The following is a 24,235-nucleotide window of genomic DNA, read 5'->3' as shown; positions in this document are numbered from 1 at the left end:
TTCAGCGCAGCTTGATTTTCTTGATCGGGGATGACCAGCCACCGATGGTATCGCTGGCCTGTATGCCTACTTCTGTTACATCAGCGGGGATGCGAATACCGGAAAGCGACCGCGTGAAGGGTTGTTCATTGACATGCGGATGGGCCAGATTGCGCACGCCCAATTCCTTGCCGCTGTTGTCCAAAATACGCCAGGCGTTTGCATAGTCGTCCCAGCCCGTGTCCTTGTGGGACAGGGTGACATCAAATTTCCAGACGTCGCCGGCTTTTGAGACGTTCACGTTGCTCACGACAGGTGCATCCGCCAAGGCAGGTGTTGTCAGGATCGCAAGTGTCGCAACAAGATATTTCAGCATGATTCCACCGATTGAACGAAAAGCATATATACACCAAGTTGCTATTTTTCCAATAGAATTTCGCGCGATTGTGATGCGAACTCTCTGCGCCAAATGACAAACAATGTTATGAATGCGCCGATAATCAAGGGCACTGCACCTGCGAGCCATGCGACGCTGGCCAAGGCAAAATAGAGCGATCTGAGGCCACGGTTGAAGCTTCGGGCGGCTGTGATGTTCAGTTCGGCAGCCTTTGACGCCATTTTTACTGAATCCTGATGATTTGGATCATTCGGGACCGCTGCCATAACAACAGAACAATAACCGAACAGCCGGTTTGACCATGCAAATTTCAAGAATGCATTTGTCAAAAATACCGCAACAACAAACAGTTTTATTTCCCAGACGATGGCGGGATGCATTTCAAAGGTCAGATCCTCGGCAACCCCTGCCAATTGTTCTGCGTTGCCGATCAGTGCGAGCGTCCCGCCGATCGCAATAACGCTGGTTGAGGCAAAAAATGAGGTGCCCTGACGCAGCGCAGCGACTGTTTGTGCGTCAAAAATGCGTGGTTCACGGGTGATCATCTGACGCATCCATTCACGACGGTATTCGGCCATGATCTTGGACACAGATGGTTTTGACGCCGCAGAGTGTTCGACACGCCAGCCAACGAAGGCCCAAAGGACAAAGATGATTCCGACGGCAGCGAAATCAAGCGGGTGAAAGAGTGCAACGCGGTCCAACCAGATCATGCTATGCTCTTACTCTGACAGGTTTGATCTTGCCAGTCACATAAATTGGTAATATTAGTTTACCAAAATGGAGGTTTGCCATGGAAATGCCGATTCCCAATGCTGATATTCTGGCTCGGAAAGCACGGGTGGTTGCACGGTTGCAAGAGGTGTTGCCGATTGACGCAGTGATCCATGATGAACGCGAGACACGCGCATATGAATGCGACGCGCTGACGGCCTATCGGTGTCCCCCATTGGTTGCCGTTCTGCCCAGCACCACAGCAGAGGTTTCGGACGTCCTGCGCATCTGTTTTCAAGAAGGCGTGCCCGTGGTGCCGCGCGGGTCAGGGACGTCGTTGGCCGGAGGCGCATTGCCCACGGCAGATTGCGTGATCCTGGGCGTGGCACGAATGAATGACGTTCTGGAAACGGATTACGACAATCGGATTATCCGGGTTCAAACCGGGCGAACCAACCTTAGCGTGACCGGGGCTGTGGAAGAGAACGGGTTTTTCTATGCCCCTGATCCGTCAAGCCAGCTGGCCTGTGCAATTGCTGGGAATATTGCAATGAATTCGGGTGGCGCGCATTGTCTGAAATACGGTGTGACGACGAACAACCTGATGGGCGTCACCATGGTGATGATGGACGGCGAGGTCATTGAGGTTGGTGGGGGGCATCTGGATGCCGGCGGCCTGGACCTATTGGGACTGATCTGTGGATCAGAGGGACAATTGGGCGTCGTGACCGAAGCAACCTTGCGGATTTTACCCAAGCCCGAAGGTGCGCGGCCGGTGTTGATGGGATTTGATGACAACGAGGTTGCGGGGGCCTGTGTGTCCGACATCATCAAGGCCGGTGTTTTACCCGTTGCGATCGAATTTATGGACCGTCCGTGTATCGAGGCAACAGAAGCGTTTGCCAAGGCAGGCTATCCCATGTGTGAAGCGCTGTTGATCGTCGAGGTTGAAGGATCGGATGCAGAGATTGATCATCAATTGTCGCTTATCATGGACATTGCACGTCGGCATAATCCGGTTGAACTGCGCGAAAGCAAATCCGCCGAAGAAAGCGCCAAAATATGGCTGGGCCGCAAATCTGCCTTTGGGGCGATGGGTCAGATCAACGATTACATGTGTCTGGATGGAACGATCCCTGTGTCGTCGCTGCCGATGGTATTGCGGCGGATCGGTGAGATGTCAGAGCAGTATGGGCTGAAGGTTGGCAATGTTTTTCATGCGGGGGATGGCAACATGCATCCGCTGATCCTGTTTGATGCAAACAAACCCGGTGATCTGGAACTTTGCGAGGCATTTGGGGCGGACATTCTGAAGCTTTGCGTTGAAGCAGGCGGCTGTCTGACGGGTGAACATGGTGTCGGCATCGAAAAGCGCGATTTGATGCACGTGCAATATGCGGCCCCGGATCTGGAGGCGCAGATGGCGGTGAAGGATGTGTTTGACCCGGCATGGTTGCTGAATCCGGCCAAGGTATTTCCATTGGACGCGTCTGAGCAGCGGCGCAGTCTGGCGGCATTGGCTGCTGAGTGATCGTGTTGCCGCCCCGGAAGCAAATGGATGAAGGCCACAGCCTGTAATTCCCTGACAAATTATTAAGGCCAATAAGACCTATGAAACCTTCGAACGAAAATGAATTGGCGCAAATGGTTGCCGATGCTGGTGGACCGCTTAGCATTCGTGGTGGCGGAACTAGAGGTATGGCCGGGCCAGGTGAGGTTATGAATGTGGCCGGCCTGACAGGCATCACACTTTACGAACCGGGGGCGTTGACCATGGTGGCGCAGGCAGGGACCCCAGTTGCGGTTATTGAAAAGGCATTGGCCAAGGAAAATCAGCGATTGGCCTTTGAACCGATGGATCATCGTAGCCTTTTGGGAACCAAGGGAAAGCCAACGATTGGCGGCGTTTTCGCGGCAAATGTCAGTGGGCCAAGGCGCATCGCAGTAGGTGCCGCGCGCGATTTCCTGCTGGGGGTCCGGTTTGTTGATGGCCGGGGTGATGTGATCAAGAACGGGGGCCGGGTGATGAAAAATGTCACGGGCTATGATCTGGTCAAGCTTATGGCCGGATCATTTGGAACTTTGGGCGTGCTGAGTGAAGTGTCGCTAAAAGTGTTGCCCCGGCCAGAAACCGAGGCAACATTGGTCCTTCACGGATTGTCGGATGCAAACGCTGTGCAAGCCCTGTCGCAGGCAATGGGCAGCCCGTTCGAGGTCACTGGGGCCGCGCATGACCCGGCAACTACCCGAACCATGTTTCGGATCGAGGGGTTCGAAGCATCGGTGGCGTACCGTATTGATAGATTGCGTGACCTTTTATCCGCACATGGTGCACAGACCGAGGTGCTGGCCGCAGAAGCGACAAGCACGTTGTGGGCCGATTTGCGCGATGTGAACGCGTTTCAGCAAGCTCAGGGTGATGTATGGCGCGTGTCATGCAAGCCATCTGACGGCCCCTCTCTGGCCAGACGCGCAGAAGCAGAAGCACATTATTTCGACTGGGCTGGTGGCCTGATCTGGTTGCGTATGGCACCGGAAAGCGACCTGCGGGACAGGCTGGGCAACTTTGGTGGCCACGCAACCTTGGTCAGAGGGACAGCAGAAACGCGTCAGAGGTTGGGCGTCTTCCAACCGGAAGCAGCGGGTGTCGCACGGATCGCCGCCGGGTTGCGGGCTCGATTCGACCCCAAGGGCCTGTTCAATGCGGGCTTGATGGATGCCGCAGCATGACGGTCACTCTGATTGCGTTATGCACTGTTGCCTTATGTCTAAGGTCTAAAGGTGAACTTGATCATCACAATCGCACCGCTTTTTCTTGTGTAGGTCTTTGACCCAAACCCCCCGGAGAGACCATGCAAACGACTTTTACCTCAACGCAGCTGAAAGACCCGGCAATTGAGCGCAGCAACGAGATTTTGCGATCCTGCGTGCATTGCGGGTTTTGTACTGCGACTTGTCCCACCTATCAGGTGCTGGGCGATGAATTGGACAGTCCGCGGGGTCGGATTTATCTGATCAAGGACATGCTGGAAAATGACCGTGACCCGGATGCCAAAACGGTCAAGCATATCGACCGCTGCCTGTCGTGTTTGGCCTGCATGACCACCTGTCCCTCGGGTGTGCACTATATGCATTTGGTGGACCATGCGCGTGATTATATTGAACGCAGATACAAACGGCCCTTTAGTGACCGCGCCCTGCGATGGATTTTGGCGCGCATTTTGCCATATCCCATGCGGTTTCGGGTCGCCTTGTTAGGGGCCAAGATTGGCCGCCCCTTTGCGCGATTGATGCCTGATGCGCGATTGCGCGCAATGCTGGAAATGGCCCCAAAAGTCATTCCCCCCGTCAGTCGCAATGACGATCCACAGACGTTCGCCTCATCAGGTGTTCGCAAAAAACGCATCGCACTGATGACGGGGTGTGCACAAAAGGCGCTGAACACCGATATCAATGATGCCACGATCAGATTGCTGACACGGCTTGGTTGCGAGGTGGTCGTGGCAAAGGGGGCAGGATGCTGTGGTGCGTTGACCCACCACATGGGCAAGACCAGTGAAAGTCATCAAACAGCAGCCAAAAACATCAGGGCATGGTGTGCAGAGATGGACAATGGCGGTCTTGACGCAATTGTGATCAACACGTCTGGTTGTGGTACCACGGTCAAGGATTACGGGCATATGTTCCGAAACGAACCTTTGGCCAAGGACGCGGCACGTGTTTCAGCGATTGCAAAAGATGTCTCAGAAGTTCTGATGGATTTAGAGGCGCCAAAAGCCAGCAATGCCCACGACGGTATGGTTGTGGCTTACCATGCGGCATGTTCGCTGCAACATGGCCAGCAAATCAAGACCTACCCCAAAGATCTCTTGCGAAATGCAGGGTTTACTGTGGTTGAACCCAGTGATTCCCATCTGTGCTGTGGGTCGGCGGGGACCTATAATTTGATGCAGCCGGACATTTCCAAACAGCTGAAGGAGCGCAAAGTGCGCACGCTTGAGGCAAAGAACCCCGATGTGATTGCGGCAGGCAATATTGGATGTATGATGCAGATCGGATCGGCGGCATCGGTGCCGATTGTTCATACGGTTGAATTGCTGGATTGGGCGGCAGGGGGGCCAAAACCACCCGCACTTGACGGTTCAAATATGGCCGATACGGATATCCCCCGTTTGCGTTAGTAAATCGCCCTAATTTCGCCGTAAGTCACCTATAGTGCCTATTTAAATGAAATTGTGAGGTGATGAGTTGCGGCGTTGGATGGCCCTTTCTTTGATGGCAACGGTCATTACGACCGTCGCCATCGCGCAAGATGCGAATTTGCGACGGCTTGATTCAGGCATCGAGGCCCACGCGTGGGAGGCCGTTGGCAGACTGGATATTGCCGGATCGGGCTTTTGCACTGGTGCCCTGATTGCGCCACGACTTGTCTTAACCGCCGCCCACTGTCTTTTTGACAGCGAAACAAGACAACAAATTGATCATAGCGACGTGCAATTCCTTGCCGGTTGGCGAAATGGCCGTGCGGGTGCTTACCGTGATGTTCGCCGCGCTGTGGTGCACCCGGATTATGTCTATGACGGTGCAGTATCTGCTGAACGGGTGCGCAATGATCTGGCATTGCTCGAACTCGAGCGACCGATCCAAAACACAACAATTGTGCCTTTTGCGACTGCGGCTCTTCCGCGGCCGGGTGATTCCGTTGGCGTCGTGAGCTATGCCCGCGACCGATCAGAAGCGCCGTCATTGCAAGAAGTCTGCACCGTTCTGGCCAAACAGGAAGGCATGTTGGTGACGTCCTGTTCCGTTGATTTTGGATCAAGTGGTGCACCGATATTCACCTTCCAGTATGGCGAGCCGCAGATCGTCTCGGTCGTGTCGGCCAAGGCCATTGTGGACGGAAAAGACGTATCACTCGGTACTGACCTCGCAGCGCCACTGGCATTGCTGCAAGCAGAATTGATTGCCGGCAAAGGTGTGTTTCTGGAACCCGGACCAGGCAGCAAGCGGATCGTTGTGGGTCAAACTGGCCGCGATACGGGCGCGAAATTTGTAAAGCCATGAGGGTGCTGGAACGCATAACCGCCACACTGGCGCTCAGCACCATTCTGCTTGTGCCCCCCGGTTTGGCTGAATCGACCAAGCTGCGAAAACTGGGTACGCAGAATGACGCGCTGGCGTGGCAATCAATTGGACGCCTCGACATCGGCAAAGACGGATATTGCACCGGCACGTTGATTACTCCTGATTTGGTGCTGACCGCGGCACATTGTGTTTATCAAAGATCAAATGGCGCGCTGGTCAAAGCCGAGAAACTCACTTTTCAGGCGGGGCTCACAAACGGGCAGGCGGCAGCACGTCGCGCCGTTGCGCAGATTGAAGCGCATCAGGGCTATGACCCTCATTCCGCCTATAGCCTGGAAAATGTCCGCCATGATATCGCGCTCGTCCGATTGGCCGATCCGATCCCGACACATGAGCTTGACCCCTTCGCAGTATTTTCGAGTTCTCTGCCCCGAGGGTCGGTGAGCGTGGTTTCTTACGGGCAAGGACGGTCTGACGCATTGTCGCGACAGGACCAGTGTGAGGTCCTTGGCCGCCAGCAGGGGTTGATCGCTTTCGACTGCGATGTGACCCACGGGTCCAGCGGCGCGCCTGTGTTCACCCATCTCAATGGCCGGGGTCAGATTGTATCGGTCATTTCGGGTGGTGGCATTGTTGACGGCAAAAACGTGACCCTTGGCATGGAATTGCCGCCGCTGATATCTGATCTAAAGCGGCAGATGTATGCCAATAAATCGGCCCCTGTCGCGCAAGTGCGCAGGTTGGGCGCAGGCCAAAAACGGTCCTCGACCGGTGCGAAATTCGTCACCGCGAAAGGGTCTTGAAACCCCCGACCATCCTTCCCACATCAATGGTGTCAAGGTGCCTGTCTAGGGCCTTGGCGGACTAAGAACGGGTCTGTCCAATGGTGGAAGGCCCATATGTTTGATCGCTCAAAGATGAGGATGACACTATGCGTAGTTTTGATTTTGCACCACTTTACCGTTCCAGCGTTGGCTTTGACCAAATCGCCAATATGATGGACCGTGTGTTGACCAATGACGGTTCCACACCAAGCTATCCCCCTTACAATATCGAAAAACTTGATGACGATGCTTACCGCATCTCTATCGCTGTTGCTGGATTTTCGGATGCGGATCTGTCCGTTGAAGTCCGTGAAAAGGCGCTGATCGTTTCGGCCCGGAAGACGGACGAAGCAGAAGGGCGCAAATACCTGCACCGTGGTATTGCCACCCGTGCGTTTGAACGCCGGTTCCACCTTGCTGACCACGTCCATGTGACAGGTGCCGCGCATGCGGACGGCATGTTGCACATTGAACTGGAGCGGCAGGTACCAGAGGCTTTGAAGCCCCGCCAGATTCAGATCGCATCAGACAATAAAGCGATCGAAAAAGATGTGGTTGACGCCAAAGCAGTCAACTAAGGTCTGATCCCCCTCAGACTTTTAAGGCCCGGAGCGTTGCTTCGGGCCTTTTGGTTTTACTTCAGGTTCCTGTTCGGTCTTTGGCACTGCGGCCTAGACCCTACCATCAAACCCGCTAGAAGGGGCATGACACTGCCAAAGGCATCCCGCACATGACCCCTGTTACCCTCAAGTCGCTGACGGACATAGCTGATCTTGGCGTGGACACCATCATCGACGTGCGTGCCCCGTCCGAATTTGCAGAGGACCATGTGCCCGGTGCGATCAATCTGCCGGTCTTGTCCGATGACGAACGTGCCCAAGTTGGCACGGTTTATGCGCAGGTGTCGCCGTTTGATGCGCGCAAGATTGGCGGGGCCATGGTGGCCCAGAACACTGCCAGCCACCTGCGCGGCCCCCTGGCTGAGAAACAAGGGGACTGGAAACCGCTGATCTATTGTTGGCGGGGCGGTCAGCGGTCCGGTGCCTTTGCAACTATTCTGACTCAGGTGGGGTGGCGGGTCTCGCTGCTCAACGGCGGCTATCGCAGTTATCGGCGTCTGGTTGTTGGCATGCTTTATGACACGCCTTTGCCACACCGGATTACCTTGATCCAAGGGGGGACAGGGACAGCCAAAACACGTCTGTTGCAGCATCTCAAACAAGCGGGTGCGCAGATGCTTGATCTGGAAGGCCTCGCACAGCACCGTGGGTCTCTTTTCGGTGCAGTGGCCGGCGGGCAGCCCTCGCAAAAGATGTTTGAATCTCGTCTGGCGGCGGCGCTGAACACATTTGACCCAACCAAGACGACCTGGATCGAAGCGGAAAGCAGCAAGGTTGGGGCGCGGTCTGTCCCACCCTCATTGTGGACCGCGATGTGTGCGGCACCTCGGATCGAAATCCGTGCACCGTTGTCTGCACGCGCTGCTTACCTTTGCAGGGCCTATGCTGATCTGACTGAAGACAGGGCCAATTTGCATGCGCAGATTGACCGCCTGCGCCCGTACCACGTTGGCGATACGATTGCACAATGGCAAGCATATGCAGACGCAGGGGATTGGCAGAAACTGGCGGAAAACCTGATCGCAGATCACTACGATCCACGCTACGCAAGATCTGCGGTGCGGCTTCAGAACGACACCCAGTTGATTGACCTGCCAGATTTGGAAGACGAAACACTAGCGATCACCGCTGCGCGCTTGGCGTCCGAGATTAAATAAGAGTGATGGTGCCCGCACCTGTTTCAAGTCGCCCGATAATATGCCCGCCGCAGCCCAACTTTGCCAATGCCGCGATGGCGCGTTCAGCGTCCTTCCGGGGCATGGCCGCCAACAATCCACCAGCCGTTTGCGGATCAAAGAGAAGCGCATCCTCAATGCCTGCAACTGCGGCATCCGCGCGGTTTGACGGCATCAGCGTCGAAGCCACGCCCCGGTCGGAAAGTGCGCGCGCGCCGGGATAGATCGGGATTGCAGATTGCCAAAGCTCTGCGTCAAGTCCCGAGGCAAGGCAGATCGCACGCACATGACCGGCAAGGCCAAAACCCGTCACATCCGTCATCGCATGGGCCTGACGCAACACTTCTGCTTCGCGGTGCTGAGGGCGTTCCATGATCTGCAATGCGTTTGCAACGATGCGCCCCTCGGCGCTGCCTTGCATGTGCGCTGCCATGATGACCCCTGACCCAATCGGCCGGGTGAGCACCAGCACATCACCGGGCTGCGCGCCAGTGACGGTAATTGGCATGGTTGGATGGGTCCCGGTGACCGTGAATCCGATGGTCATTTCCGCGCCCATCGTCGTATGCCCGCCGACCAATTGCGCCCCGGCAGTGTGGAACACCTCGGTCGCGGATTGGGTTATTTCACGCAGGGTCCGGGCCTGTAATGCGGCAGACATGCGTGGCAAAATCAGGCTGGCCAATGCCACTTGCGGTTTGGCCCCCATTGCCCAGACATCGCCAAGCGCATGCACCGCCGCGATGCGCGTCATCTGTACCGGGTCATGCACGATGCTGCGCAGGTGGTCGGCGCTCATCACTTGAAACCCACCGCCCGGGGTCCGCAAAATAGCGGCATCATCGCCGGCCCCGGCCACAACATCACCGCTAATCTTGGGCAGATCACACAGCGCATCCGACAAAACGCCACCGCCAACCTTGGCCCCACACCCGCCGCAAAGCGGCTTGTCGGCCAATATTTCTTGCACCCCGCTTGCAACCTGTGTCGGAGCAGGCGGCGCTTTCATCACTGGCAATTCATCCAGACGGTCCATAAACGCCTGATCAATCCGGTTCTTCCAACGCCACAGAAGCGGACCTGCGAACGCCAGCCCATATTTTTCTGCCATTGCCGACTTGCCGCCCAACGAAATCAGCTTGAGATAATTTTTCTGCGGTCTGAAGGTGCGCGTGCGGCCACCCGATAGCGCGGCCCGCAAGTTGGCGTGCAGTATTGGTGCGGCGCGCACGGCAAATACGCCTGCTTTGGGCCGGGGGGCAAAGGGCATATGGGCGCAATCCCCGACAGCAAAAAGCGTGTTGTCGCCAGCGATGCTCAGATCAGGACCGACTTCAATAAACCCATCTTTTTGCGGCAAGTCGGTCTGGGCGATCCATTCGTGCGGAAAGGCACCTGCGGCCCCGACGCAAAACCGCGCTGAGACCGGGTCCTGATCATTCAGCAAAACCTGCTGCGCTTCGATCCGTTCAATGCGGGCATTCAGGCGCAAGCCAATGCCAAGATCGGTCATCGCGGATAACAGCATAGCCCGGGCGCGGGGCCCAACGCCTGATATCTGTGGCCCTGCTTCGATGACCGTAACCTGCGGCGATATACCTGCCTGCGTCATGGCAAAGGCCATCGCCATCGCCAGTTCGCAACCCGCCACTCCACCGCCAATCACTGCGACCTTTGGCTCTGCCTTGCCATGAGTGACCTGATCCAGAAAATCCCGCCATCGGGCTGCATAGACATCAAGCGGTTTGGCCCCCACGGCATGATCCGCAAATCCCGGCAAATCCATCTGTGCTGTAATACCAATGTCGATGGAGGCGATGTCGTAGGCAACTGGCCCGCGGCCATCGACGATGATCTCATGTGCTTGCCGGTCTATGCCGGTCGCTTTGCTCAGGATCAGCCGTGCACCGGCATGACGGCACAGGCGGACCAGATCAATTTCCAGATCATCACGCCCATAATGCCCCGCCACATGACCCGGCAACATGCCTGTATAGGGTGCAGTTGGACCGGGATTGATCACCGTTAACCGTGCCCCCGGCAATGGGTCCATTCCCCAGGCCTTGAGCACCAGCGCGTGTGCATGCCCGCCCCCAACCAGCACAAGGTCGCGTGTCAAAGGGACGTCATTTTGCATGCATAAATCTTTCTCTTCTTCTCGGCGCTGAACATCATGGGTGCCAGTGAGGCAAAGCTTCTCATTTCGCAGACAGAACATGTGTGGCACAGCCGTTCTATAAGCTAACAGCCCGACATGGCACCTGCTAATGAAAATCCCGCGACTTTGGAATGACACGCACGTCGCGTGGATGCCTGCGCCCACCGACCTGACCTGCGATGGGATGTGTCGGGTGATCGCCGCGTGCATCTGGCGGCGGCATTGCATCCTCAGACAGGGCATCCAAACGGTCTGTCCGGTTCTCCAATTGATCAGCGACAACGTGAATGACGCGTCCATCACTTTGCACGCGCCCGTGGACCACCAACAGACGCGCAGACATGATAACCGGGCGAAAATGGTCAAAAAGCTTTGGCCAGATCACAAGATTTGCCACCCCGGTTTCGTCCTCCAGCGTGATAAAGCAGACGCCCTTTGCGCTGCCCGGTTTTTGACGCACCAGCACCAAACCAGCCAGCGATACCTTTTGTCCGTGAAACATGCCCGGCAGTTCATCTGATGCTGCAAACCTCTGGCTGCGCAAACTGGCCCGAAAGAAACTTAGCGGGTGCGCTTTGAGTGACAGGCGCAGTGTCTGATAGTCCGCCACAACATGTTCCGCTTGTGGCATCGTGGGCAATGTGACCACAGGTTCTGCGCCCTCATCGCGGGACTCTGCATGGGTAAAAATTGGCAGTTCGGGCGCGTCTTTTAACCCTTGCGCCTGCCACAGGGCCTGACGCCGATCTATGCCCATATTGCGCATGGCATCCGCCGCTGCCAGACGCCGGATGGTGCCGCGATCAAGACGTGCGCGTGCTTTTAACTCCGCCACATCCACAAATGGCGCATCCCGCGCCGCCATGATCCGCGCCGCCGCATCCTCGCGCAGGCCATCCACTTGCCGCAACCCCAGACGCACGGCAAAGCCACCCTTGCAGGGTTCCAACGTGCAGTGCCAGTCAGAGAAATCCACATCCACGCCGCGCACCTCGACCCCGTGTTCGCGCGCATCGCGCACGATCTGGGCGGGGGCATAAAACCCCATCGGCTGGCTGTTCAGCAAAGCGGCACAAAAAGCATCGGGGTAATGGCATTTCATCCATGACGACACATAGACCAGCTTGGCAAAGCTGGCGGCATGGGATTCAGGAAACCCATATTCCCCAAATCCTTTGATCTGATCAAAACAGCGCTGGGCAAAGTCAGGGTCATAGCCGCGCTTTACCATGCGGCCCACCATTTTTTCCTGCAATTTCTCAATGGTGCCGCGTGACCGGAATGTCGCCATGGCTTTGCGCAGCTCATTGCTTTCCTGTGCGCTGAAACGGGCCGCATCCATCGCAATCTTCATGGCCTGTTCCTGAAAAATAGGCACCCCCAATGTCCGCCCCAGAATTTTCATCAACTCATCCTGTGGATGATCCGGACCGGGGGCGGGGTAACTGACCCCTTCCAGCCCCTGCCGTCGCCGCAGATAGGGGTGCACCATGTCGCCCTGAATGGGGCCGGGGCGCACGATCGCCACTTCGATCACCAGATCATAAAACTTGCGTGGTCGCAGCTTTGGCAACATTGCCATCTGCGCGCGGCTTTCGACCTGAAAAACACCAAGGCTGTCGCCCGCACACAACATGTCATAAGTTTCGGCATCGGCCTGTGGGACACTGGCCAGATCGTAATCAACGCCGTGATGGGCACGCAAAAGATCAAAACATTTGGCGATGCAGGTCAGCATCCCCAGCGCCAGAATATCGACCTTGAAGATGCCCAAGGCATCAATGTCGTCCTTGTCCCATTCAATAAAAGACCGCTCTGGCATTGCGCCATTGCCGATCGGGACCATCTCGGTCAATGGCCGCTCGGTCAGAATGAAACCGCCCACGTGCTGTGACAGATGGCGCGGCATCCCGGTCATTTGCCGTGCCAGCGTGATCACCCGGCGCAGATATGGATCAGACAGGTCCATGCCCGCCTCCTGCACGCGTTTGTCGCCCACATCGGCCTCAAAACTACCCCAGACGGTGCCGGCAAGTTTGCTGGTCACGTCCTCGGAAAGACCCATCGCCTTGCCCACCTCGCGGATCGCAGAACGTGGGCGATAGTGGATCACGGTGGCACAAAGCCCCGCACGGTCCCGGCCATATTTGTGATACATGTACTGGATCACTTCCTCGCGCCGCTCGTGTTCGAAATCGACATCGATGTCGGGTGGTTCGTCACGCTCTTCGCTTAAGAAACGTTCAAATAGAACGTCATGTTCGGCGGGGTCCACAGATGTGATACCAAGGCAGAAACAGACTGCGGAATTGGCGGCCGACCCACGACCCTGGCACAGGATCGGAGGCTCCGCCTCCTGACGGGCAAAGCGGACGATGTCATTGATGGTCAGGAAATAGCGGGCAATTTTCTTGGACCGGATCAGAGCGAATTCTTTTTCGATGATTGCGCGGATGTCGTCAGGCACGCCAGCGGGATACCGCATTTCTGACCCTTTCCATGTCAGGCGCTCCAATTCTTCCTGTGCGGTGCGCCCTTCAGGCTCAATCTCATGCGGGTACTCATATTTCAGATCATCCAGCGAAAAGGCACAGGCATCCGCCACTTGGCGGGTGGCGCGGATGGCATGGGGCCAGCGGTCAAAAAGACGGATCATTTCATGTGGCGGTTTGAGGTGGCGCTCGGCGTTGGACTCAAGCAGAAATCCTGCCCTTTCAACTGTTGTCCCTTCGCGAATACAGGTCATCACATCCTGCAGGGGCCGCCGCTGTGGTGTGTGATAAAGCACGTCATTGGTGGCGAGTATGCCCAAGCCATGCGCGCGCGCGATGCTGTCCAATCGGTTGATCCGGGCCACGTCGTCGCCGCGATAAAGATACGTCGTCCCAATATGGCGCAGCCCCGGCACCGCGCGAACCACGCGGGGCAATCCCGCTTCAAATAGGTCCAGATTGGGACCGGGCATTATGATCAGTTGCACGCCCTCGACATGGGATGCCAGCATTTCAAGCGTCAGATGAGTTTCACCCTTTTCCTGCCAGCCGCCATTCACATCGGCCATCTTGCCCTTGGACAGCAACATTGACAGCCGCGCATAGGCATCGCGGTCGGTTGGATAGGCCAGCAGTTCGACACCGCACATCAACACCAGCCGCGTGCCAATTATGGGCCGCACCTTGGCTTTGCGCGCTTCGGTATGCATGCGCACGACCCCGGCCAGCGTGTTGTGATCGGCAATGCCAATGCTGTGATAGCCCAACAGGTTTGCCGTGGCCGTCAGGTCAACGGCATCAGACGCGGCGCGCAGGAATGAAAAACAACTGGCAAGCCCCAATTCCACATACGGGCCGGGGTCGTGCCATTGAAACGGGTCATTGGTGTCTAGCGTGCGGCGTTTATGTCCATCTTGCTGGGGCATTATTCAAACACCCCATGCAAAAACCATCGCGGCGCATCCCCGCGTCCGTCGCCCAGTATCCCCTCGCGGTAGATCCAGAACCGCCGCCCATCTGTGACCTCGACCTTGTAGTAATCACGCAGCCTTGTGCCGGGGCGGTCGCGCCACCATTCCGGCGCGATGCGTTCGGGTCCCTCGTGACGCGCGGTGAGATAAGCCACCCGCCGCCAGCGGAACCGGGCGGGCGGCCCTTCGGGCACCGCATAAAGCACAGTGATTTCTTCGGGCGGGGCCAGCAGGCGCAAGGGGCGGTCGCGGTTGAGTACGGGCGCATCAGCAGGGGCATGTGACAAAGCGGGGCGTGTGTGTTCGACCCGTTCGGGCAAATGGCTTTCGCACCACGCTGACCATGTGATTTTTTCCGGGCCCAGCCGGGCGGTTAGGCGGTCCAGCAAGGCGGCCACATCCGCCGACGTATCGCGGCTGCCATCCAGACGGTCCTGGTGTTGTGACAGCGGTTCCACCCTGAGCGCCTCAAGGGTGAGCAGGTCAAACCCAAAGCCGGGGTCGATCCCCTCAAGTTTTCCGATCAGTAGCCGTAACATATGCGCGGCATCACGGCTGGCGCTGGCTGTGGCGACATCGCGGCTGCGCCATTCGCCGTCGACGCGGTAGATGGTCAGTCGCAACAGGCGTGCGCCCTGTTCTGCCTTGGCAAGCTGCGCGCACAGATCATCCGCCAGTGCATCCAGATGTGGTATGGGGTCAATCACCGGTTCCGGCAGGCGCGCACGCACCAACCAGCGCTGTGCATCTGCGGGCGCGTTCAGCGGATCGGCACTGCGCCCCAAGGCGCGGTCGAGCAGGATCAGCGGATTGCGATCCTCAGTCATCTTGCCAAACCGCCGCATCATTGCGACACGCGGCACCGCATCAAGTGCGCCAATGGTCTTGAGACCCAGTCGCTGCAACAGGCGTATGGTATCGGCATCAATGCGCAGGGCCGCAACGGGCAACGGGGCAAGGTGCGCCGCACTTTCATCCACACCGCAGATCGTGCTGGCCTTGCCATAGCGCGCCAGCATTTGTGCGGCACCACGTGTGGGGGCAATGGCCAGCCGCGCGGTCAGTCCCTGCATTTTGAACCGCACCCCCATATCACGCAGCAATGCGGGCTCGCCCCCAAACAGATGTGCGGCCCCGGTCACGTCCATTACAATGCCATCGGTGTCATCTCGCACGGTCCACGGGCACCAACGCCGCGCCCAATGTGCCACCCGGGTCAGCAACGCCTGATCGCCCTGCATATCGGCCTGTTCCACATGCAGGTCGGGATGGATGGCCTGTACATCAACCACCCGCGCTCCTTGTGTGATGCCACGTGCATGGGCGGCTGTACTTAGCGCATAGATGATCGGGCCGTGGCTGCCTTGCTGTGCCAGCACCACTGGCACATCATCCCCCGGAAGCGTCCGCTGTTGCGCCGTGATCCGCCGCCATCTGTCCATCGACAGGTCGGGGAAATAGGCGGAGACGATCCGCTGATGTGCGTGCCTTTGGGTCATATTCGGCCACCCACAGCCCCGGTGCACGGCCCCGTGCCCGGAACAATTCCGCCTCCCACAGTGGCACGCCGGGGGCCCCGGCATCGTGCGGATGTTTTTGTGATGAAACGGAGGACACCCGCCAGCGTTCGCGCGCCGCAGACAGTGCGCCGGGATCGCCTGATCGGATCAGCCAGATGGGTACCTTTGAGGCTTCGGCGCGTAAGGCCAGCCGTTTGGTTGCGGTAAAGCTGAGCACCTCGGGCGCGCCATGAATTTCGCCGACCACAGCGGCCAATCCGGCACAGGCTGCCCCCTCCTCCATCGCCCAAAGGACGTCGCGGGGATGGCTGACTTCGACCCGCAGCACACGCCCCTTGAAGCCAAACTTGCGCAGGGCAGCACCATAAAGCCGTCCGTTTTCGCGGCGTGACATGCGGTCGCTGACCCAAAGAACAGGGGAGGCTGTATCGGGCAGGCAGGCCAGCACAAAACCTGTCACCGCAGCATCGAACGGCCCCCCCGCCAGCACATCGCGCAGCACCGCATCGCCCCCGTTTGGGGCGGGCACGTCCCTGACAAGACGTTTTGCGGACAGGGAGATCACCTGCCCAAAAGGGGAATCGGTTGGCATGCATGCCTCCAGTATGTTCACTTTTTGTTCTACATGAAAAGGTTGCAGATGGCGAGACACATTTATGGGATAGGTTCGTCAGGTAAAGCGGGCACATAAAGCGCTTCAAGGCGGACCTGATGTGGCCCGCCTTGAAAATATCACTCTATCCAGAGGATGCTCAGTTTTGTGACAGGCTTGCCGCCAACCGCATCAATTGGACAGCTTCAGCGCGATAGCCAAACGGATCGTCACCCTTCGTGCTGTTCGCAAGGGCGATGGCATCGGCATGCGACCAATCACCCAGATAGGGGCTGCCGCGCAGCAGTTGACCAAAGCCCGCGATGGCGGTGGCAAACCCCGCGTCCGCCTGCGCGGTGTCCGTGCTGATCGGGGCCTCGATCAACTGGCTGGTCGCTGACCCTGGGGCCTTGTAGCGCAGACGCAAAAAGCCAAGTTCATCCTTGGTGTCAGCCACGGTGTCCGCTGTGCCATACCGCAACGGATCACTGAGTTGCGCAGGTGAGCCAACAGGCGTGACTTCATAAAGGGCCGTCACCTGATGGCCCGCGCCAATGTCGCCCGCATCCACCTTGTCGTTGTTGAAATCCTCGCGGCGCAGGGCGCGCGTTTCATACCCGATCAGACGGTATTCGGCGACTTGGGCGGGGTTGAATTCAACCTGAACTTTAACGTCATTGGCGATGGGGAACAACGCGCCGCCCAATTGATCCACCAGCACCTTTTGCGCTTCTGACAATGTGTCGATATAGGCGGCCTGGCCGTTGCCGTTCTGGGCCAAGGCCTGCATGGTCGCATCATCGAGATTGCCGCGACCAAAGCCAAGAACACTGAGATAGGTGCCGGTTTCGCGCTTGTCAGCAATGTAGTTTTTCAGCGCTTCAGGGTCAGAAAGCCCCACGTTGAAATCGCCATCCGTGGCAAGGATCACGCGGTTAATATCGCCGTGTTCGGCCATCGCCGCCGCGGTGGCATAGGCCTGCTGCAGACCTGCCTGACCCGCTGTGGACCCACCCGCGTCAAGATTGTCGAGTGCGGCGAGAATCGTGTCGCGCTCTTCTGCTGGAGTGGGTGCCAGCACCTGTCCGGCACTGCCTGCGTAGGTCACAATCGCCACTTGGTCTTCGGGCCGCAACTGGCCCAACATCAGGCGAAAGCTCTGTTTGAGCAAGGGCAGTTTGTCGGGATTGTTCATTGAGCCTGAGGTGTCGATCAGGAACACGAGGTTCAGGGGCGGGCGATCAGCGGCATCCGGCACCGCACCTTGAATACCGATCTGCACAAGCTGGGTGTCGGGGTTCCATGGGGTCTGGGTGATGGAGACGGTCGGACGGAAAGCCGCGTCCGCATCGGGAGTGGGATAGTCGTAGGGAAAATAATTCACCATTTCCTCTATCCGTATTGCATCGGTATTGGGCAGGTATCCGTTCGTCAGTGAGTTACGGATCACCGCATAGGATGCGGTGTCGACGTCGATCGAAAAGGTCGAGACAGGATCCTCAGTGACAATGTGCACCGGGTTGCTGTTGGCGTTAGCGAATTCCTCGGTGTTGGGCAATTCCAATTGTGGCGCTTCGTCCGCCACAAGGCCGCCCACTACGTACCCCTCGGCCTGTACCCGTGAGCGTGTCAATTCGCCTGGGGAAGAGGGAACGGGCGCGGGCAGGGAATTAAGACTGGCGACCCCGCCACTTTCAGCGTGGAATGTAGCATCATCTGACAGGCTTTCTGAATCCGCTTCGGCCAGGTCCAAACTGGGCGTTACAGACAGGGGCTGTTCCTCACGCGCCTCGCGTTTTGTGGTGTCAGTCCGCTCAGCCAAAATGGGTGCCGCCGCCTCGGGCTTGGGTGCCTTTTTGCTCGCTGGAACAATGCCGTAATCAGCTTCTTTGATGCCACCGGGGTTCAGCAGGGTGTCACCAATTGGCGTAAAAGCAATAAGGCCAACGGCGATCAATGCGGTTGATGCGGTCAGACCCGCGCGGGATGTCAGTGTATTCAGCATTGTCTTCGCTCCTGTCCAAAGGCCCGTCATCGGGCGATTGGAAGTAGGACGCGCGTCCTTATGCGATCCTTGGAGGGTTTCGAAATTTTTCTGCGCCAGCGCGATATTTTCCGCCCGGCGTTTTGCATCAGGGCGCGGCGTGGCGGCGTTCATCATGTTTTTCAGATCTTTGAGGTCGTCGCTCATGGCGTATCCTCCTTGCGCATCTGCGCGAGTTGTTTCTTGGCTTGAGATATCCGCCAGCTGATGGTGCCTTCGGATACGCCCAGAATGTCGCCCGCTTGGGCATGTGTCATGTCATCCAGCACCAATGCCAATGTGTCGCGCAGGTCGTCGGGCATGGCGCGCATGGCGCAGGTCAGCCAATCGACGGCCTGTGCTGTTTCAGTATCGGCGGCGCGACGATTCACTTCCCAGTCTCCCCAGCCAGATGCCGCTTTGGCATGGGTTGCCGCACGACGGCGGCGGTCGTGGGCGGCGTTGACGCACAGACGGTAGAGCCATGTGGTAAGCGCCGCGTCGCCCCGGTAGCTGCGCAGCTTTGCGGGCAGGGCGGCGCAAATGTCTTGGGTCAGATCTTCTGCGTCTGCTTGTGATCCGGTCAACCGAAAGCACAGGCGAAACAGGCGGTCATACTGCCGCTCCAACAGATTGGCGAACGCGGCTGCATCGCCCCCCGCGGCGGCAAGCGCCAGAGTTTCATTGCTGGTTTTCATCAACATCACGTAAGTTGGACGCAGCGCAGGCGTCAATCCCTGGTGGAACCTCGAAAAAATCCTCTGATTGGTTCAAACAAACGAATTATCAACTGTTTTGGGTGAGTTTGAGGCAACTGGAAATGCGCTGGGGTTTGAATGCTGCGATTGAGTTATGCGATTTTTGTGCTGCTTTGTGCGCCGAACCTCGTGCTGGCCGAGGCTGGGTCACTCTTTTCAGGAAGCACGATGGCGACGGCGCGTGGCGGGGTCATCCCGGTCAAAGGGACAGCGTTCACCGCGCCACGGTCCAGTCTTTTCATCGGGCGCGCAGAAATGGGCCTGTTCGCTGATCCGCCTGCACATGAACCCATCTATGACGATGCGCCCTATCAGGGCGTCGGTGGCGCGGATGTCGTGCATATCAGACATCTGATTGGACAGGCGGAATCGCGGCGGGACGGGTATGATGCGGTGCAGCACGGCGCGCGTATCAAACCTGCCAAGCGACCAACCATGATGACACTTGGTGAAATTTATCAGTGGATTGGGGACACGCCAGGTCAACCCCATGCGATCGGACGCTATCAGTTTATTCCAAAGACGCTGTTGCGCGTGGCGCGCAAGATAGGGGCGCTGCCGGATCAGCGTTTTTCCCCGCAACTTCAGGACAGGCTTGCTGATGTTTTGCTGGCGGAGGCAGGATTGCACGAATTTCGCGCAGGCAAACTGTCACGCGTGTCCTTTATGAACAACCTTGCAAAAATATGGGCCGGTTTGCCGACGTCATCGGGGAAGTCTTATTATGATGGATATGCAGGCAACAAGGCGTCAATGACCTGGGCGAGATTTGACGCCGAAATGGCGCGCGTGGAACCCGGCTGATGCCGCATCATGACAAAGGGCAGCGCGTGAGGCCGCCCTTTGGATTTGTGTATTTTTTGAACAATGAAATGCCGGTTCAGACACTCATACAGATGTATTTCATTTCCAGGTAATCTTCGATCCCGTGGTGTGATCCTTCGCGGCCCAGACCGGATTGTTTGACGCCACCAAAGGGTGCAACTTCTGTCGAGATGATTCCTGTGTTGACGCCGACGATGCCATATTCAAGTGCTTCGGCGACCTTGTAGACGCGGCTGAGGTCCTTTGCATAGAAATAGGAGGCAAGGCCGAAGATCGTGTCATTGGCCATAGCGATCACGTCGTCTTCGGTGTCAAATTTGAACAGCGGCGCGAGGGGTCCGAATGTTTCCTCTGTCGCGACTTTCATATCCTGGGTCACGCCGGTGACAATGGTCGGGGCGAGGAAGTTGCCCTGCATGTCACCACTATTGCCCAACATTACCGTACCGCCCTTGGCAATGGCGTCTTCGATATGTTCTTTGACCTTTTCGCCGGCCGCAGGGTTGATCAGGGGGCCAAGTTCGACGCCTTCTGCAAAGCCATCGCCAACTTTCATTTTCTCGACCCGTGCTTTGAGTTTCTGAGCGAAAGCGTCATAGACACCGGCTTGAACGTAAATGCGGTTTGCACAGACGCATGTCTGGCCGTTGTTGCGGAATTTGCACAGGATCGCCCCTTCAACGGCTGCATCCAGATCGGCATCATCAAAGACAATGAAAGGGGCGTTTCCACCCAGTTCCATAGAGCATTTCATAACCTGATCGGCGGCTTGTTTCAGCAAGATGCGCCCGACTTCGGTTGAGCCCGTGAAGGTGATTTTACGCACTGCGGGGTTTTCACAGAATTCCTTGCCCACGGCAGAGGAGGACGAGGATGGCACGACGTTGAACACGCCCGCAGGGATGCCTGCGCGTTCGGCCAGCACGCCCATCACGATGGCCGACAGTGGCGTTTCCGCAGCAGGGCGTGCCACGAATGCACAGCCCGCGGCCAATGCCGGGGCCGCCTTGCGGGTGATCATCGCGTTGGGAAAGTTCCACGGCGTGATTGAGGCCGCGACGCCGATGGGTTGTTTGATCACGGTGATGCGTTTGTCACGCTGGTGACCGGGTATGGTTTCGCCGTAGATGCGCTTGGCCTCTTCGCCAAAAAATTCAATAAAGGACGCACCATAAGCGATCTCGCCTTTGGCTTCTGCCAGTGGTTTGCCTTGTTCGGCAGTCAGGATGACGCCCAGATCGTGCTGGTTTTCCATCATCAGGTCGAACCATTTGCGCAAGACGCCCGCGCGTTCTTTGCCAGTCCATGTTGCCCAATCCTTTTGTGCGGCTTCTGCCTGAGCGATGGCACCGGCAACCTGTGCACGGCTCAGGTTTGCGACTTTGGCGATCACGTCACCGCGCGCCGGGTTGGTCACGTTAAACGTCCCATCATCGCCATCGACCCATTTTCCGCCTATATAGGCGCGGGTTTCAAGAAGGCTGGGGTCGTTGAGCATGGATTTCAGGTCAGTTGTTGCGTCAGTCATTTTGGTGTCTCCGCTTTTGGTTATGGCACCCAAAGCAACAAAGGCTATGATTGTCCAGTTCGAGTTTGCTATGTAATCCTTTTAGGAGACCGCTGAATGACGCTTGATGATGCTTACGCCAACGCTGCTTATATCCCCCAAGCAGAGGATTACCCGCCGCGCTGGGCCGCGCAAGCAGCAGCGTTTCGCGATGCGCAAGGTGCGCGGGGACAGATCGGTGTCCGGTATGGGCCAAGTGACCGACAGGTGTTTGATTTCTTTCAGCCGACGGGTGTGTCGCGCGGCACAATGATGTTTGTGCATGGCGGTTATTGGAAAGCATTTGATGCGTCGTCGTTTTCGCATCTTGCTGCAGGTGCCCTGGCGCGGGGGTGGGCTGTGGCGTTGCCGAGTTATGACTTGTGTCCCGATGTCCGGATCTCTGAAATCAGCACGCAAATTGCGGCGGCACTGACCGAAGTGGCCAATCGGACGCAGGGTCCGATTGCGTTGGCGGGACATTCGGCTGGCGGGCATTTGGTTGCCCGTATGACCGACCCGTTGTTGGTTGCGGGCGAGGTGCGCGACCGTATTGAACAGATCGTCGCGATTTCACCGGTCGCTGATCTGACGCCTTTGCTGCAAACATCAATGAATGAGATTTTGCAATTGGACGCGGCTGAGGCAGAGGCGGAAAGCCCGGTGAACATGAGCCCGCCACATGGGGTAAATGTCGCGGTTTGGGTCGGGTCAGAAGAACGGCCTGTGTTCCTTGAACAGGCCGAAGCCTTTGCCAGAACCTGGGGCGCGCGGCATGTCGTGGTCGAAGGCAAACATCATTTTGATATCATTGATGGGTTGGCAGACCCTGAAAGTGATCTGATTGCCGCGCTGTTGGGGCTGAAATAACGTCTGAACCTTGAAGCGTATTCTGGCGTGGTCAGATAAGGGTGGTATGAGATGGCGGCGTCGATGCAGGGTGCGGACATGACGCGGAATGTCGCGCTTTACCCTTGGTTCAAGTTTTTCCAAAACCTCATTTTCTGGCAAGCGGTATGGTTCCTGTTTTTCCAGGCGCAGTTGTCAGCGGCTGAGGCGCTTTTACTTTATGCCATTTATGATGTGGCAACGACGGCGCTTGAGGTTCCGTCGGGATATATGTCGGACAGATGGGGGCGTCGCCCAACCTTGATTGCGGCGGCGGTTGCGGGATGTGCGGGGTCCGGGCTGATTGCGCTGGGCGGTGGGTTTGGGGCCTTTGCCCTGGCTCAGGTCTTGCTGGGGGCAAGCGCCGCTTTTGCGTCGGGGACAGACAACGCATTGCTTTACGAATCTCTGGCCGGGACGGGGCGATCAGATGAAGTTGAGGCGCAAGAAACCCGCGGCTGGCAGTTTACCTTAACGGCGCTGGCATTGTCGGCGTTCCTTGGCGGGATCATCGCGCAATACAGTTATGGTGCTGCATTCGCGGCGGCCGCCGTCGCTATGGCGATTGCCTGTTTGATTGCCTTTCGATTTCAGGAACCTCCACACGATGTCCAACACGTGGGCGGTGTCGCAGACAGCACGCAATGGCATTTGTTTCGCAGCGCGATGAAACAGCCCGTGCTGGTTTGGTTGTTCTCGTTGTCGGTGCTGATGTACGGGTTCAGCCATATACCATTTGTCTTTGGTCAACCCTTTATTCAGGAAGCATTGAACAGTGCGGGGTGGCAGGCAGAGGCCCCTCTGGTCAGCGGGTCGGTGTCCGCTTTGATGATGCTGGTGTCCGTTGTGGCGTCGCTTTTTGCTATACGGCTACGACAGCGCATTGGCCTTCCTGCCATTCTGGTACTGGCATTTGGCATCCAGATCGCGCTCATTGCCACGCTTGCCGTGACCAATAGCATCCTTGCCATCGCGGTCCTATTCCTGCGAATGGTGCCGAATTCTCTGGCCCGGCCGTTTATCATCGCCCGGATGCAGCCCTTGCTGAGTGATGCGGGACGGGCGACATTCTTGTCCGTGCAGAGCTTTTGCGGGCGACTGCTTTTTGCGGCAACGCTTTTACTGGCCTCTGCAAATGTGCCAGATGGGTCTGAATTTGCATATGGCGATATTCAACAGACGCTGGCGTGCTATGTGATCGCAGGATGTATATTCTTCGCGATCCTTCTGGCCACCGTCAGACGTGCAAAGATTGCGGTTAAGCAAGAGGGTCAGAGCCGGATCACGTAGTCCTTGGTGGTTGTTTCGAGCACTTCCCAGGTTCCCGCAAAACCCGGACGGATGATAAAGCTGTCACCAGTGTTCAGCGTGACAGGGTCAGCACCGTCCTGGGTGATCACGGACACCCCGGACAGGATGTGGAAATACTCCCATTCGTCATAGACGACGCGCCATTTTCCCGGCGTTGACTGCCAAATACCGCAGTAAAGCCCCTCGATTTCTTCGACGTTCCAGGTCTTGAACTCAGGATCACCAGAGATCAGCCTGTCGGCAGCAGGTCGGTCATTTTCAACATCGCCTTCAGGTGTCAGGCGGAATAATTTTTCAGACATGCAAAGGCTCCTCGTGCTTTGGCTCTGGGTAGCGTTCCCCCTTTTCAATGGTCAA

Annotated in this window: 20 protein-coding genes; 10 read left to right on the top strand and 10 right to left on the bottom strand. The window is 57.4% G+C overall.

The features are described 5' to 3' along the window. Position 1 precedes the first annotated feature (1 nt). Positions 2 to 355 carry a hypothetical protein gene (locus tag C1J02_RS19765; RefSeq protein WP_114880099.1) on the bottom strand — a complete coding sequence of 118 codons (354 nt, stop codon included), beginning with the start codon at positions 353 to 355 and terminating at the stop codon, positions 2 to 4. 41 nt (positions 356 to 396) lie between these two features. Next, the gene (locus tag C1J02_RS19760) at positions 397 to 1,089 is read right to left on the bottom strand and encodes a DUF599 domain-containing protein (protein ID WP_114880098.1); all 693 of its coding nucleotides are present in this window, start codon (positions 1,087 to 1,089) and stop codon (positions 397 to 399) included. Between the two features lie 80 nt (positions 1,090 to 1,169). Between C1J02_RS19760 and C1J02_RS19755 the strand changes: the two genes are divergently transcribed. The 7 genes from C1J02_RS19755 (at position 1,170) to mnmH (ending at position 8,776) form a co-directional block, all read left to right on the top strand. Next, positions 1,170 to 2,621: an FAD-linked oxidase C-terminal domain-containing protein gene (locus C1J02_RS19755; protein WP_114880097.1), complete on the top strand. Its 1,452-nt coding sequence runs from the start codon at positions 1,170 to 1,172 to the stop codon at positions 2,619 to 2,621. 80 nt (positions 2,622 to 2,701) lie between these two features. Next, a complete protein-coding gene (locus C1J02_RS19750; RefSeq protein WP_114880096.1) occupies positions 2,702 to 3,820 on the top strand; it encodes an FAD-binding protein in 1,119 nt (372 codons plus the stop codon). A gap of 122 nt (positions 3,821 to 3,942) precedes the next feature. Further along, a complete protein-coding gene (gene glcF / locus C1J02_RS19745) occupies positions 3,943 to 5,271 on the top strand; it encodes a glycolate oxidase subunit GlcF (protein ID WP_114880095.1) in 1,329 nt (442 codons plus the stop codon). A 79-nt stretch (positions 5,272 to 5,350) separates the two neighbouring features. Then, the gene (locus tag C1J02_RS19740) at positions 5,351 to 6,154 is read left to right on the top strand and encodes a serine protease (RefSeq protein ID WP_254693165.1); all 804 of its coding nucleotides are present in this window, start codon (positions 5,351 to 5,353) and stop codon (positions 6,152 to 6,154) included. A gap of 2 nt (positions 6,155 to 6,156) precedes the next feature. Next, entirely contained in the window at positions 6,157 to 6,978 is an 822-nt protein-coding gene (locus tag C1J02_RS19735; RefSeq protein ID WP_254693164.1) for a serine protease, read from the top strand. Positions 6,979 to 7,106: 128 nt separating this feature from the next. Continuing rightward, on the top strand, positions 7,107 to 7,577 hold the full coding sequence (locus C1J02_RS19730; RefSeq protein ID WP_114880093.1) for an Hsp20 family protein: 471 nt from the start codon (positions 7,107 to 7,109) through the stop codon (positions 7,575 to 7,577). Positions 7,578 to 7,729: 152 nt separating this feature from the next. After that, positions 7,730 to 8,776, top strand: coding sequence for a tRNA 2-selenouridine(34) synthase MnmH (gene mnmH / locus C1J02_RS19725; protein WP_114880092.1), 1,047 nt, complete (start codon positions 7,730 to 7,732; stop codon positions 8,774 to 8,776). On the opposite strand, the gene selD is transcribed toward mnmH, so the two are convergent. From selD to C1J02_RS19695, 6 genes are all read right to left on the bottom strand, one after another. Beyond that, the gene (gene selD, locus C1J02_RS19720; protein ID WP_114880091.1) at positions 8,769 to 10,931 is read right to left on the bottom strand and encodes a selenide, water dikinase SelD; all 2,163 of its coding nucleotides are present in this window, start codon (positions 10,929 to 10,931) and stop codon (positions 8,769 to 8,771) included. The genes mnmH and selD overlap by 8 nt on opposite strands. 127 nt (positions 10,932 to 11,058) lie before the next feature. Next, on the bottom strand, positions 11,059 to 14,370 hold the full coding sequence (locus C1J02_RS19715) for an error-prone DNA polymerase (RefSeq protein ID WP_114880090.1): 3,312 nt from the start codon (positions 14,368 to 14,370) through the stop codon (positions 11,059 to 11,061). Then, complete coding sequence (locus C1J02_RS19710; protein WP_114880089.1) at positions 14,370 to 15,914, bottom strand: DNA polymerase Y family protein; 1,545 nt, start codon at positions 15,912 to 15,914, stop codon at positions 14,370 to 14,372. The genes C1J02_RS19715 and C1J02_RS19710 overlap by 1 nt, the downstream gene beginning before the upstream one ends. Continuing rightward, a complete protein-coding gene (locus tag C1J02_RS19705; RefSeq protein ID WP_114880088.1) occupies positions 15,805 to 16,527 on the bottom strand; it encodes an ImuA family protein in 723 nt (240 codons plus the stop codon). The genes C1J02_RS19710 and C1J02_RS19705 overlap by 110 nt, the downstream gene beginning before the upstream one ends. 160 nt (positions 16,528 to 16,687) lie before the next feature. Beyond that, complete coding sequence (locus tag C1J02_RS19700) at positions 16,688 to 18,718, bottom strand: VWA domain-containing protein (protein ID WP_114880087.1); 2,031 nt, start codon at positions 18,716 to 18,718, stop codon at positions 16,688 to 16,690. Further along, complete coding sequence (locus C1J02_RS19695; protein ID WP_205389831.1) at positions 18,715 to 19,248, bottom strand: RNA polymerase sigma factor; 534 nt, start codon at positions 19,246 to 19,248, stop codon at positions 18,715 to 18,717. Before C1J02_RS19695 ends, C1J02_RS19700 begins: the two co-directional genes overlap by 4 nt. A 138-nt stretch (positions 19,249 to 19,386) precedes the next feature. On the opposite strand from C1J02_RS19695, the gene C1J02_RS19690 reads away from it, so the two are divergent. Beyond that, on the top strand, positions 19,387 to 20,112 hold the full coding sequence (locus C1J02_RS19690) for a hypothetical protein (protein ID WP_114880085.1): 726 nt from the start codon (positions 19,387 to 19,389) through the stop codon (positions 20,110 to 20,112). Between the two features lie 76 nt (positions 20,113 to 20,188). Here the strand turns inward: C1J02_RS19690 and C1J02_RS19685 are convergent, their stop codons facing one another. Continuing rightward, positions 20,189 to 21,661, bottom strand: a complete 1,473-nt coding sequence (locus C1J02_RS19685) for an NAD-dependent succinate-semialdehyde dehydrogenase (protein WP_114880084.1) — start codon at positions 21,659 to 21,661, stop codon at positions 20,189 to 20,191. A 96-nt stretch (positions 21,662 to 21,757) separates the two neighbouring features. Between C1J02_RS19685 and C1J02_RS19680 the strand changes: the two genes are divergently transcribed. Then, complete coding sequence (locus C1J02_RS19680) at positions 21,758 to 22,549, top strand: alpha/beta hydrolase (protein WP_114880083.1); 792 nt, start codon at positions 21,758 to 21,760, stop codon at positions 22,547 to 22,549. 78 nt (positions 22,550 to 22,627) lie between these two features. Beyond that, positions 22,628 to 23,857: an MFS transporter gene (locus tag C1J02_RS19675; protein ID WP_162798385.1), complete on the top strand. Its 1,230-nt coding sequence runs from the start codon at positions 22,628 to 22,630 to the stop codon at positions 23,855 to 23,857. Here C1J02_RS19675 and C1J02_RS19670 read toward each other — a convergent pair. Next, on the bottom strand, positions 23,839 to 24,180 hold the full coding sequence (locus C1J02_RS19670; RefSeq protein WP_114880081.1) for a cupin domain-containing protein: 342 nt from the start codon (positions 24,178 to 24,180) through the stop codon (positions 23,839 to 23,841). The two genes, C1J02_RS19675 and C1J02_RS19670, sit on opposite strands and share 19 nt — an antisense overlap. Between the last annotated feature and the right edge of the window lie 55 nt (positions 24,181 to 24,235).

The organism is Sulfitobacter sp. SK011, assembly GCF_003352065.1.
Lineage (GTDB): Bacteria > Pseudomonadota > Alphaproteobacteria > Rhodobacterales > Rhodobacteraceae > Sulfitobacter.
The sequence above is the reverse complement of the archived record's forward strand: the minus strand, read 5'-3'. Positions and strand labels throughout refer to the sequence as shown.